We start from the raw sequence: 14813 nt of genomic DNA, 5'->3' as shown, positions 1-14813 counted from the left end.
TGTAAAGCGGCCGAGGCCAAAACGGACAAGAAATACGCGTGACTTCCTGTCGCGAGAGAGTGATTGCGGGGTGTGGGAGAAAACAAAGCCAATATCTAACGGGGTGAAAAACTGATAAACCCTGTCAATACAAAACCAAGAGATCAAACTAACTTAATGAATAATATAATATTTTTATATTCAATTTTTTATAACAAAAATCTTAAATCGTCAATTTAATTTCATTACACATTTAATTTAATGCAATATTAAATACCATAATTTAAATAATGATATTGATTTAGCATCGTACAATACAGGAAACTCAGCTTAATAAGCTGCCAACAAAATAAATTCAAAATATAAAACCAAAAGAATCAACTACAGCCACCACTGTCATTAATATTTTTCAGTACAGCTTTAACCATAAAAAAACGGCACATACCTGATGATATGTGCCGTTAATGGCTTATAACGGCTGGTTTCAGTTAGAAATTATATTTAACCCCTAACGTGATACTGCTGTCGCTGTAGCCATTATTACCCACTTGCTGGCCGACATTACCCCACAGATTCAGCTTGTTATTGATCTGGCCTTCGACACCCAATTTCAACTCAGCAATATTGGCTGCACCCGCTTGCTTCACGGTTATACCATCGAGGGTGGTGCCAAAATCTTTGGTGTTATGGACCCAATTGGCCTCAACATATGGCTTAAATGCCGGAACGTTGGCTTTTTCAGCGGTAGGTATTGGGCTGATAAAGGCCTTCACACCCAAGCGGGTTTGAATGTTGTTATTCCCCTCGCCGGAGACTACTGTGCCATTAGTTTCTGTATGAGAATCGGCTTTCACTCCCATCCACACCACTTGAGCTTTTGGCTGAATAAAGTAATTTTGGTTAACGCTCTGGCCCACTTTGAAGGCATAGCCACTCTCGACCGCAGCAGTGAACCCTTTCGAGTCATATTTCTCGGTGGTGAGATCTTGTCCATCAACCTGATTATTAAACCAACTGTATTGCAGCCAGGTGTCAACATAAGCACCGGTATTATCCTGACTATCAGCAAACCATGTGCCATATACCCCCACACTGTAGCCATCTACCGAACCGTTGGACCGATAACCGGTTTCCTGTGCCACAGAAGAGCTGCTGCTATTGGCATAACCCGCCATAACCCCGACGCGCCACAGATCTTGTGTGTTGCGGCTCCATTGCGCCACATCACCCCCCAACTGCATCACATATCGGTTATCTTGCGTTTTCAATTCGCCACTGTCATCACGGGAACGGTTATGGCTGCCTTCATTGCGTAACCACAGGCTGGTCGTTTTCTCTTCACCCGTAAAGACATCGGTATACACTGTTTCACCGGAGCGATCAGCCAAACTGGTTACAAACATTGAGTTGGCCGCGGCCAGGTTCGCGGTATAACTTGCCGGTTCAGGGCGGCGCTCATCTGCTTGAGTGCGCAGATACCAGTCACCATCGGTCGGCGAGCTAACACCACCTTGATACAAGAAGTACTCATAGGCACCCGCCACAGCACGACCATTCAGGGTAAACTGCCCGGCAGAATCGCCACCGACATCAATGATTTTGATGCCCTCAGAGGTCCGCGCACCATTACCACCAATATTGTTCACGGTGACAAAACTTTGCCCTGCGGTATTGCCAGTAATCAACAGCCGATCGGTTACTGATGAATCACCGGCCAGAATAGTATTGAAGACCACAGTGCCGTTATCACCGGTATAATTGCCATCAATAATGAAGGTCCCGAAATCGCCGCCGGTTAAGGCATTTGGCATAATCAGGTTGCCACGGTTTTCCACATTCCCTGTCACCTGGCCGTATCCACCTAATGAGCCGGTGTTAGTAATCAACACGTCACTGACCAGATTGACGACATTGGATGCCAGTGTGGCCACCAATGTACGGGCCAATGGTGACTCATTCACCGTCAGGGTCGAGGTGGCTGTTGAACTGCCCAGTTGCAGCAAACCGTTTTCAATCGTCGTCAAACTGGCACTGACTGTACCACTATCAATTTTTACCGTGCCGCTGCCACGTTTAACCAATGTACCGCTACCGCTGATCGCGTTGGATAAATTCCAGACTGACGCCGTATCCAAGATTAGCTCACCGTTGTTTGCAACACTGCTGCTCCCCAGATTGCCTGCATTATTGGCGGTCAACACCGTCCCTGCGTCAGTGGTAAATAAGCCCGAATAGCCACTATTGTCTGCGGCCAGTTGGACATTGGCACTGTTGGAAAGTTGGACGTTGCCGCTACCCGCCAACGCGTTCAGCAGCTCCCCGCTGGTATTATCCAGATTAAGCAGGCCGTTATTGTTAATCGCTCCCGAGCCTAGCCCTTGGACCTGATACAGATGTGCTGTCGCGCCACTGGCAATGTCAGTGCTGCCAGTAAAACCACTATTAGCTTGAGTGATACTCAGTAAACCGCCGGCCAGATCCAGCTCACCAACGCCCGTCAATACGCCATCAACCTGCCCGCCATTAGTGACGGTTAACTTGCCGCTATTGAAGTCCAATGTACTGCCGGTTTCAGTGGCTAACTGACCCACCGTCTGCTGAGTCCCGTTGAGATCCACATTCGTCGCCGTGCTCATCGCCAGCAGAGAAGTTTGCCCCAGTGCTGAATCCGCAGCCAGACGGACATTGCCTGCACGCACCCATGTCGCGCCGGTATAGCTGTTGGTCGAATTCGATAACGATGCAATGCTGCCGTCATTAGCGGAAACAAAGGCCAGGTCGCCACTGCCCGTCACCTGAGCGGAGAGATCATTAGCCTGTGTACCATTGTTTGCCAAGGTTGCCGTTAATATCAGCGCGTCATTACCTGTGCTCTGCAACTCCAACGCCTTCAGCCCATAATTGACGTACAACCCATCAAAACCGGTCCCGGTGGTCATGCCGTAATTAAACGAACCCAGTGCCGCCGGTGAGAGTGCACCAGGGTTAGAAATAGACTGATAAACGGTCGCACTTAACGGGTCACCAAGTGCATCAGATAACGTCAGCTCATGCCCGGTTCCGGTCGCAGCGCCGGAGGCCAAGGTCACAATGATCTCCCCTTCATCCAGTTGCATCACCGACAAACCGCCAAGATCTGGTGTGACATTCGCTGGTAAATTAACCCGAACCTCACCGCCACCGGTGGTATCGATATTATTCGCCGTGAGGGTTCCTAAGGAGCTGATGATACCTGAGTTATCCACCAGATTATTAAACAGCAACGTACCGCCATTGAGCGCCAGCCCACCGATATTCTGTACACCGTCGGCCACGGAGGCCAGACTGCCGCTGGATAATTTCAGTGTGGAATTCGTCAACGCTGTTGTATTCAAACCATCGATATTGAAAATGGTATTTTGCAAATTCACAATGCCGCTGAATGCGCCGCCCACTGAAGAGCCGAAATCAAATGCCGTGCTGGCATCATTCTTCGCCACATTCAGTGTGCCGCTGCCGGTCAGTACATGGTCAAACAGCGCGATATCAGCCAGATTCAAGGTGGCATCCGTGATATCCACCGTGACCGCATTGTCCACACTGTTGGTGTTATTCAGGGTCACATCACTGCTGTCGGTGACCTGCAAGATACCGCTGCCGGTGACCGTATTACCAAAGATGCCGTTAAAGCCGCTCAGCGCCAGAATATCCTGTGCGCCCGCCAGGGCCACAGAGGAAGCAGCCCCCAAATTATTGGTTGAGGCCACCGTCAATTTACTGCTGTCCGCCAGCGCATACTGACCGAGGAAGCCACTGTTATTGCCGGTCAGCGACACATTCGCACCATTGTTGATATCAACAGTCGAATCCGCCACGCCGCTGAGAGCATTGGCAACCGCGCCGCTAAGACCGTTCAGCACCAGATTGGAGGTGGCGGTATCCAGATTCACAGTAGCGGTTGAAGCACCGAGATTACTGGCTTGACCGACGCTCAACGTACCGGCAGCACCGATATGGTGTGCGCCGCTAAAGCTGTTAGTGCCGGTCAGGGTCACCGCAGCGTTGGTATTGATGTCGCCCGTGCCGCTCAGCACATTGGCCAGTGCCGCATTGGCCCCGTTCAGGTTTAAATCACCCAGCACATTAATGGCACTGCTGCCCAGCGTACCGGCCCCGTTCAGGGTTGCCGACGCGCCCGACGCAATCAGGGTCTGGCCGCTTAAGCCGCTGTTAGCACCACTGACTGCCAAGTCACCGCCGTTGATGTTCAGAGTACCCGCACCAGTCAAACCGCCGGTCGCGGTTGATACTCCGCCCGCCGCCAGGTTCAGTGTCCCGCCCGCAATATTCAGGCTACTGCTGTTGGACAGCGCCCCTGTACTACTCAGTACGCCGCCCGTACCCAACGTTACCGTACCAGCATTGGTCAGTGCGCCCACGGTTTGAGTGTGACCGTTGATGTTGGCGCTGGCACCGCTGGCGATATCCAGTAATGACGTCTGACCAAAGGCACCGTTAGCCCCCAGGATCAGCTCACCGGCATTGACCGTGGTCGTGCCCTGATAGCTGTTACTGCCGTTGGCCAGCGTCAGCGCCCCATTGGTGGCATCCACCTGCAAACCACCCACCCCTGATACCAGTGCATTCAGCTCTTTATTCGAGGTCGCGCTGCTGTCTGTTGCCAGCAACAAGGCATCGGCACCGTCCGTTAACAGTTCCAGCGCGCTCAGGCTGTAATTGACATACAAACCATTACCACCGCTGCCGTTGCTGCTGGTCAGACCGTAATTATGGGTGGCATTCGCTACCGTTGTCCCGCCCTGCAAGATGGCAGAGACCACGCCTTGCGCGGTGTCGGTGACCGTCGTACCGTTGATCATCAGATTAAGACCGCTGGCCGCCCCACTCACCGTACCGGCATTAATCAGCGCCAGCATAATATCGCCCCGATCCTGATCGAGGATCGACAGATTCGGTGCCAGCACCGGATTCTGGTTAGTCCAACTGTCAGTGCCCGTCACGCTGATGGTGCCGCTGTTCAGCGCCAGATCAGTGACCGTCACCACACCGCTGGCCTGTGACTGCGGCGCTGCCCCGTCAAAAATCAGGGTGCCGCCACTCAGATCCAAGCCGTGCAACGTGCGATCATCCGTACCAACGGTGGTCACGTTATTGGCTGAGAGTTTCAGTGTGGCATTTGCCAGCGCGGCTGTGTTGCCCGCGTTTAACGCAAAGGTAGAGTTCGTCAGGTTCACAATGCCGCTGAACGCACCGCCCACTGAAGAGCCGAAATCAAATGCCGTGCTGGCATCATTCTTCGCCACATTCAGTGTGCCGCTGCCGGTCAGTACATGGTCAAACAGCGCGATATCAGCCAGATTCAAGGTGGCATCCGTGATATCCACCGTGACCGCATTGTCCACACTGTTGGTGTTATTCAGGGTCACATCACTGCTGTCGGTGACCTGCAAGATACCGCTGCCGGTGACCGTATTGCCAAAGATGCCGTTAAAGCCGCTCAGCGCCAGAATATCCTGTGCGCCCGCCAGGGCCACAGAGGAAGCAGCCCCCAAATTATTGGTTGAGGCCACCGTCAATTTACTGCTGTCCGCCAGCGCATACTGACCGAGGAAGCCACTGTTATTGCCGGTCAGCGACACATTCGCACCATTGTTGATATCAACAGTTGAATCCGCCACGCCGCTGAGGGCATTGGCAACCGCGCCGCTAAGGCCGTTCAGCACCAGATTGGAGGTGGCGGTATCCAGATTCACAGTAGCGGTTGAAGCACCGAGATTACCGGCCTGCGTTACCGTTAATGCCCCTGTGGCACCGATATGGTGTGCGCCGCTAAAGCTGTTAGTGCCGGTCAGGGTCACCGCAGCGTTGGTATTGATGTCGCCCGTGCCGCTCAGCACATTGGCCAGTGCCGCATTGGCCCCGTTCAGGTTTAAATCACCCAGCACATTAATGGCACTGCTGCCCAGCGTACCGGCCCCGTTCAGGGTTGCCGACGCGCCCGACGCAATCAGGGTCTGGCCGCTTAAGCCGCTGTTGGCACCACTGACCGCCAAGTCACCGCCGTTGATGTTCAGAGTACCCGCACCAGTCAAACCGCCGGTCGCGGTTGATACTCCGCCCGCCGCCAGATTCAGTGTCCCGCCAGTGATATCAAGGATACTGCTGTTGGACAGCACGCCGCTGTTCAGCACCCCACCCGTGCCCAACGTTACCGTACCAGCATTGGTCAGTGCGCCCACGGTTTGAGTGCGACCGTTGATGTTGGCGCTGGCACCGCTGGCGATATCCAGTAATGACGTCTGACCAAAGGCACCGTTAGCCCCCAGGATCAGCTCACCGGCATTGACCGTGGTCGTGCCCTGATAGCTGTTACTGCCGTTGGCCAGCGTCAGCGCCCCATTGGTGGCATCCACCTGCAAACCACCCACCCCTGATACCAGTGCATTCAGCTCTTTATTCGAGGTCGCGCTGCTGTCTGTTGCCAGCAACAAGGCATCGGCACCGTCCGTTAACAGTTCCAGCGCGCTCAGGCTGTAATTGACATACAAACCATTACTACCGCTGCCGTTGCTGCTGGTCAGACCGTAATTATGGGTGGCATTCGCTACCGTCGTCCCGCCCTGCAAGATGGCAGAGACCACGCCTTGCGCGGTGTCGGTGACCGTCGTGCCGTTGATCATCAGATTAAGACCGCTGGCCGCCCCACTCACCGTACCGGCATTAATCAGCGCCAGCATAATATCGCCCCGATCCTGATCGAGGATCGACAGATTCGGTGCCAGCACCGGATTCTGGTTAGTCCAACTGTCAGTGCCCGTCACGCTGATGGTGCCGCTGTTCAGCGCCAGATCAGTGACCGTCACCACACCGCTGGCCTGTGACTGCGGCGCTGCCCCGTCAAAAATCAGGGTGCCGCCACTCAGATCCAAGCCGTGCAACGTGCGATCATCCGTACCAACGGTGGTCACGTTATTGGCTGAGAGTTTCAGTGTGGCATTTGCCAGCGCGGCTGTGTTGCCCGCGTTTAACGCAAAGGTAGAGTTCGTCAGGTTCACAATGCCGCTGAACGCACCGCCCACTGAAGAGCCGAAATCAAATGCCGTGCTGGCATCATTCTTCGCCACATTCAGTGTGCCGCTGCCGGTCAGTACATGGTCAAACAGCGCGATATCAGCCAGATTCAAGGTGGCATCCGTGATATCCACCGTGACCGCATTGTCCACACTGTTGGTGTTATTCAGGGTCGCATCGCTGCTATCGGTGACCTGCAAGATACCGCTGCCGGTGACCGTATTACCAAAGATGCCGTTAAAGCCGCTCAGCGCCAGAATATCCTGTGCGCCCGCCAGGGCCACAGAGGAAACAGCCCCCAAATTATTGGTTGAGGCCACCGTCAATTTACTGCTGTCCGCCAGCGCATACTGACCGAGGAAGCCACTGTTATTGCCGGTCAGCGACACATTCGCACCATTGTTGATATCAACAGTCGAATCCGCCACGCCGCTGAGAGCATTGGCAACCGCGCCGCTAAGGCCGTTCAGCACCAGATGGGAAGTGGCGGTATCCAGATTCACAGTAGCGGTTGAAGCGCCGAGATTACTGGCTTGACCGACGCTCAACGTACCGGCAGCACCGATATGGTGTGCGCCGCTAAAGCTATTCGTGCCAGTCAGGGTGATGGCAGCGTTGGTATTGATGTCGCCCGTGCCGCTCAACACATTGGCCAGTGCCGCATTGGCCCCGTTCAGGTTTAAATCACCCAGCACATTAATGGCACTGCTGCCCAGCGTATCGGCCCCGTTCAGGGTTGCCGACGCGCCCGACGCAATCAGGGCCTGGCCGCTTAAGCCGCTGTTAGCACCACTGACCGCCAAGTCACCGCCGTTGATGTTCAGAGTACCCGCACCAGTCAAACCGCCGGTCGCCGTTGATACTCCGCCCGCCGCCAGATTCAGTGTCCCGCCAGTGATATCAAGGATACTGCTGTTGGACAGCACGCCGCTGTTCAGCACCCCACCCGTGCCCAACGTTACCGTACCAGCATTGGTCAGTGCGCCGACAGTCTGGCTGTGACCATTGATATTAGTATTAGTACCCGCCGCGGTTGTTAATCCAGAGGTCTGTCCCAGCGCATTATCGCTGCCCAGATTCAAGATACCGCCATTCACCAATGTGCTACCGGTGTAATCGTTCGTGGCATTGTTCAGCGTCATTTCGCTGTTATCCGCGCCAATAGCTAAATTACCCGTACCAGTCACTTTCGCCAGCAAGGTGTGATCAGCATTCACCGCGCCCTGTGACGTCAGCGTCAAACTTTGGCCGGAAAGTAACGTCAACTGAGTCAGACTTGACGTCACACTTAAGCCACCGCCATTGCCCGATAATCCGTAGTTATAAAGTGCCTCAGCAACTATATTGCTCCCCTGAGTAATATCTTCAGTTGTGCCATTACCCAGGCTATTACCCAAACTGTCTTGTAATGTCAGGAGCGCCAACTCAGGTGTAGAGAGCGTATTATTACTGCTGATTAATTGGGCTGAACTGCCAGTGTCCTGATCAAGTAAATTCCCGCCAGTGGTGAGAGCCGGATCAACTTGGATGGTACTGCTATTCGTCACCGCCAACGTGTCAGTGACGATTAAGCTGCCAGAGCCAAATACTGTCGTCGCACCATTTAGGGTAAAGTTACCCAGTATCTGATTGCCACTGCCTACGGTCATCAACGTACCGCCAGAGGCCACAAACAACGCATTGCCCAATGTGCTGGTATTATCGCCACTCAGGGCAAAAACAGTGTTTTCCATATCAATCGTACCGGCGAATGCCGTGCCAGTATTAACACCAAAATTGAAAATGTTATTGGCAGTATCAATGTTCAGCGTGCCAGTGCCGGTCAGTACATGGTCAAACAGCGCGATATCAGCCAGATTCAAGGTGGCATCCGTGATATCCACCGTGACCGCATTGTCCACACTGTTGGTGTTATTCAGGGTCACATCACTGCTGTCGGTGACCTGCAAGATACCGCTGCCGGTGACCGTATTGCCAAAGATGCCGTTAAAGCCGCTCAGCGCCAGAATATCCTGTGCGCCCGCCAGGGCCACAGAGGAAGCAGCCCCCAAATTATTGGTTGAGGCCACCGTCAATTTACTGCTGTCCGCCAGCGCATACTGACCGAGGAAGCCACTGTTATTGCCGGTCAGCGACACATTCGCACCATTGTTGATATCAACAGTTGAATCCGCCACGCCGCTGAGGGCATTGGCAACCGCGCCGCTAAGGCCGTTCAGCACCAGATTGGAGGTGGCGGTATCCAGATTCACAGTAGCGGTTGAAGCACCGAGATTACCGGCCTGCGTTACCGTTAATGCCCCTGTGGCACCGATATGGTGTGCGCCGCTAAAGCTGTTAGTGCCGGTCAGGGTCACCGCAGCGTTGGTATTGATGTCGCCCGTGCCGCTCAGCACATTGGCCAGTGCCGCATTGGCCCCGTTCAGGTTTAAATCACCCAGCACATTAATGGCACTGCTGCCCAGCGTACCGGCCCCGTTCAGGGTTGCCGACGCGCCCGACGCAATCAGGGTCTGGCCGCTTAAGCCGCTGTTGGCACCACTGACCGCCAAGTCACCGCCGTTGATGTTCAGAGTACCCGCACCAGTCAAACCGCCGGTCGCGGTTGATACTCCGCCCGCCGCCAGATTCAGTGTCCCGCCAGTGATATCAAGGATACTGCTGTTGGACAGCACGCCGCTGTTCAGCACCCCACCCGTGCCCAACGTTACCGTACCAGCATTGGTCAGTGCGCCGACAGTCTGGCTGTGACCATTGATATTAGTATTAGTACCCGCCGCGGTTGTTAATCCAGAGGTCTGTCCCAGCGCATTATCGCTGCCCAGATTCAAGATGCCGCCATTCACCAATGTGCTACCGGTGTAATCGTTCGTGGCATTGTTCAGCGTCATTTCGCTGTTATCAGCGCCAATAGCTAAATTACCGCTACCAGTCAGTTGAGCAGTCAGCAGTTTATTGGTATCCAATGCGCCCTGTGACGTCAGCGTTAATGTCTGCCCGGAGATTATTGCCAACCGAGTCAGCACAGAGGTTATGCTCAAGCCGCTACCGACGCCGGATAAGGTATAGTTATAAAGGGCTTGTGCTACCGTACTCGCCCCCTGAATAACACTCATTGAAGTATCAGGACCTAAACTCGCACCCGACAAATCCATGAGTGTCAGTCGCGCCAAATCTGTTGCTGATAGGGTATTGCTACTGTCAATTAATTTGACTGAGCTGCCAGTGTCTTGATCGAGTATGTTTCCGGCGGTACTCATGGCCGGATCGACTCTGATATTGCTGTCGTTTGTTACCGCCAACGTGTCGGCAGTAATTAAACTGCCATTAGAAAATGCAGAGGTACCGCCGTTGAGAATAAAATTACCTATCGCCTGATTGCTATTATCCACCGCAACCAGAGCCCCTGCAGACGCAATAAAGGAGGCATTGCTCAATGCGGCTGTATTATCACCACTCAGGGTGAAAACAGTGTTTTTCATATCAATCGTACCGGCGAATCCCGTGCCTGTATTAGCACCAAAATTGAAGGTGTTATTCGCGGTATCAATATTTAATAAACCGGTTCCCAACAGGGAGTTGTTATACGTAGCCACACCATTCAAATTCAGTGTGCCATCCAGTGAAAGGTTACTCGTCCCCAACTGATTGCTGTTGCTGACTGTTAGAGTACCGCTCTGATTCACTTGCCAATCGCCAGCAAAAGTACTGGCCTGGCTCAACGAAACATTAGCACCGTTATCAACAATGGCTAAACCATCCCCGCCGGCAACATGGCCTAATGAGGCGTTCAGTGTGCTATTGAATGTGCTGCCAAAAAGTAACTCGCTACTCGCGCTGATATTAATTGCCCCGCTACCGACGTTATCGTCAGAATTCAGGGTAATTTGGCTATCGATAAGATTGATATTAGTAAAGCCCTGTAACGACGTACCACTCGCCAGAGAATCAAATGAGTTATTGAAGTTCAGGGTATTTGAGCCACTACCGGCATTTAGAGCACCTAAATAAGTGCTCCCCAGCGTCATATTATTAAGAGTAAAAGTATCGTCGCCTGTGCCTGTTGTAATGGAGGATACCTGTGCGCCATTCTCGATAGTGACATTGTTATTCCCGTCACCCAGATTAATCGCACCATTACTTTGCGATGTGCTACCAAGAGCTAATGTATCGCTGCCGGAACCTGTGGTTAATGATCCATTCAATATCGAGTTATTATTGATTATATTTGCCGCTGTTCCGGCAAATGTCACCGCACCATTAATCGTCCCGTTATTATTCAATGTCTTTGCTGTGGTGCCTGCGAAATTAATCGCCGTTGCACCCGTTGCATTGATCAGGGTATTCGCACCAATAGTGGTCGCCGTTACTGCACCATCGGCTACTTGCAGCCCGGTGCCAGCACTGTCGGTCACATTAATGTCCAAATACGCATTACTGAGATCGACCCCACCAACAGAATTTATCCCGGTCCCCGCACCTGTCACATTAATAATATTATTGCCATTAACACTGTTGGCAAATGTCAGACCGGCCAGGCTATTTAGCGCAGTGCCCGTCACCGTGTTGAAGATGATATGGTTTAATGCCAGATTAACACCCGCCGCCTTTGAGAAAGCGGCACCGGTACCATTCAGATTAAGAATCAAGTCAGTCAAAACATGGCTATTGCTAGTGCCAGCAAAAGTTAAAGCATTCGCCGCACCCGTCGTGGTAATCGCCCCACCGACCATATTTAGCAACGCATTGGTTAGAACATTAATACCTGTTCCAGCACTGGCACTCACTGTGCCACCAGTATTATCAATATTGATTGTTTGTGCCGTGGCAGCTGAAACTGCAATCCCCGCCGTGGTGCTAGTAATCGAACCACTGTTGGTCAAACTAGCCGTGCCACTGCCATTATGGGTAAGGACTATCCCGGCAGTAGTACTGTTGATCGTGCCCGCGTTAGTGACATTAACCGTCCCACTACCGGTATCAGTGACACTGATACCGGTTGCTTTTCTGATAGTACCCTCAGCCTCATTACGAACGACCACATTGCCCGATGAGGCAGCACTGATATTAATCCCAGTACCCGCGGTGGTATTTTGCGTGCCATCAGAGATGGTCGCCGCTGAACGGATATAAATATTCCCCGTCCCTGCAAGGGTTTTGCTGGCAATAATCCCATCATTGGCCGCTCCGGCAGCAACAACAAGATTTGAACCCGCGGCCAGATTGTAGATAACATCATTAGGCGAGGCCGGACCATTGTAAATATATGAAGTTGTTGTCGTACTGGGGGCATTACTGATGACATCACCCGCCAAGTTATTCATGTTAATCACTGCACCGGAACCAAATAATCCGGTAACCGGATTATAAGAACCTATCTGTACACCATAGTTAGCCACCCCTAACGGGTTTTGGCTATCGATAGTCAGGGTTAATTTGGCACCATCATCAATCATATAGTTATACGAGGCCACGCCAACACCAACAACACCGGGTCCATTAGTGAGCCGCGTGCCCGTAATATTAACATCGGCACCATTGGCAAAATGAAGCACGCTATTCGCTGCTGTATCATTACTCCAGAATACCGCCGGATAATCAGGGCTTGTTATCCCTGTTAAGTTGAAATGTCCCGTAAATGTAATATTACTGCCTAAAACTGATTGTCTATAAGTGCCAAAATTTAAGGTAATAGGCTGGGTAATATTGCCGAATATCACTCTACCGATCTTATTGGGTGCGACCGCAGCGCTATCAACACCCATCGCAACCAGTTTTCCATTGGGTACTGACTTGATGTTATCCAAAGTGACGTCTAACCGAGTCGTGTCGTCTTGTACATACACCAGTCGGGAAACTATGCCGCTTGTGATCGCAAGCGTTGACGTAATGTCGCCAAAGTTGACGAGTTGGAACGTTGCATTTTGCGAACTCCAGGCGGCATTGTTTGTGGTTCCTGCCGCCATGAGGAAAGCATAGTTCGCGTAGTTTAAGTTATAGCCACCACCATCAATCACCAGATTTTGCCGGGCATTTGCGGCTTGGTTTACTGTGATCCCCCCAGCATATGCAGTTGCAAGATTGATATCTGCTGTCAATAGGATCGTGGTGGCAGTACTTCCCGCCCCCGCACTACTTAATGCAGCGACTAAACCTGCCGCGGTTGATACCGTCACGCAGTTTGTGCCCATAGCAGCACAATCGCCGACACTGATAGCAAAAGCAGGTTGAATACCAAACACCCCCATCACGGCGGCGGCTACAATAGCTATTTTAGGAGAAAGATGTTTACCTGATTTCTCAAGTAAAGGTGTGGCTGTGGAGCCTCGCTGGGTAGTTTTTGATTTTTGTTTTCCCTTGGCAAACTCACCGACCGCAACCCATATACTCAAGGATATATTCCAAATAACTTTAAAAATTGCGTTCATATATATCCTTAAAAGATTAAAATCTTATTGAAAGTGTATTGATGGCATCGCACCTTACAAATCAGACGAAAGAGGAAAACGTCATAAACTAATGATTCAATAAGTAAGCGATTTTCGTTTAGAGGAGAGAGAGTCCCAGGCTATCAGTCGGCGAACACACCCAAGGTGCTTCGTTTTAAATCCAGCCATCTAAAGACTAAAATAAAGTTAACATCCAACATACCTTATCTATATGTCTTTATTTATACGTATATTTAAAAAATAGAACAAGATTTGTCCCATAAGAAAATATATTGAAATGGTTATTTTTATCGGAATAAAAAACCACAAATAAAGAAAAAGTCAGCATTTAAATCCAACTTAAGAAAAATATCAAAATCAATCACCAACTAGACTTCAATTTACAGATGTATATTTTTTATTGATTATCATCAAAAAAAGATTTATCATACAAAGAAAGAGAATAATCCTACAAGGAATTAGGAATTACATTACTTTAATTACAATGCATAGTCCCATAAATCTTATATAAAATACGCCATTCGTGTTCTATGAACACAAGATTAATTCTTGATATTTCTCTATTTTAAAGATAAAAAAACATGGATGGGTGATAAGAGAAAAGAATAATATCAGCGAACCTTACCAAATCATCAGTACCGTAGACGTAATCTGGATGGTGTTTACTTATTCCTACTCATCATTTTTATCTAGTGTATCGCATCAGACTATGGGCACACATCACCTAATAAAATAGTGCTAAGCGAGTATGCCCAGAGGAATTTAATCCAGCCAGTCAGCGAGAATCTGCTGCGTCGTTTTTACTGTGATACGGTTCCCCGGAATGGACAGCTCAGACCAAACCTCATTATGTTGCGCGATAAGCTGCTGAGCCGTGGCATATTTCCGGTCCGCAGTGGTATGGGCATCAGAAGCGATGGTCAGAGCATACCCTTTACTGGCGGCAATTTTGATGGTGGTATCAACACAGTAATCCGTGGCACAACCACAAATAGTCAGATGAGTAGCCCCTAGCTGGGCAATAATAGTGTCGAGCGAGGTAAGATAAAACGAATCACACGCTGTTTTGGTAACAGAAATAGCATTCTGCGGGTAATGTAATTCCGGTAGCAGTTGCCACAATTCACTCCCTTGTGTCATTTCATCTTCTGCATGCTGTATGAAAATGACTTGGTCAGCATGGTCGATCAACTGATTAATACGAACGACGCGACCTTCACGATCAAAACGTGGATTAGCAAAAACCCCATTTTGCATATCAATGACAATAACAACATGTTCTCTGGTCACCGCCAACCTCTACAATGTATGTGG

Annotated in this window: 2 protein-coding genes; both read right to left on the bottom strand. The window is 50.9% G+C overall.

Going from position 1 to position 14813, the window contains the following annotated elements; genetic code table 11:
- Nucleotides 1–467: 467 nt before the first annotated feature.
- Entirely contained in the window at nt 468–13478 is a 13011-nt protein-coding gene (locus tag A6J66_020330) for an autotransporter outer membrane beta-barrel domain-containing protein (GenBank protein PNM26301.1), read from the bottom strand.
- A 783-nt stretch (nt 13479–14261) separates the two neighbouring features.
- Nucleotides 14262–14789, bottom strand: coding sequence for an Isochorismatase (locus A6J66_020325; GenBank protein PNM26300.1), 528 nt, complete (start codon nt 14787–14789; stop codon nt 14262–14264).
- Between the last annotated feature and the right edge of the window lie 24 nt (nt 14790–14813).

This window comes from Yersinia enterocolitica (assembly GCA_002082245.2).
In the GTDB taxonomy this organism is placed as follows: domain Bacteria; phylum Pseudomonadota; class Gammaproteobacteria; order Enterobacterales; family Enterobacteriaceae; genus Yersinia; species Yersinia enterocolitica_E.
The sequence above is the reverse complement of the archived record's forward strand: the minus strand, read 5'-3'. Positions and strand labels throughout refer to the sequence as shown.

Bases quoted from the DNA above. Each gene is read 5' to 3' on its own strand.
- A6J66_020330 (PNM26301.1), bottom strand. From the start codon at position 13,478: ATGAACGCAATTTTTAAAGTTATTTGGAATATATCCTTGAGTATATGG.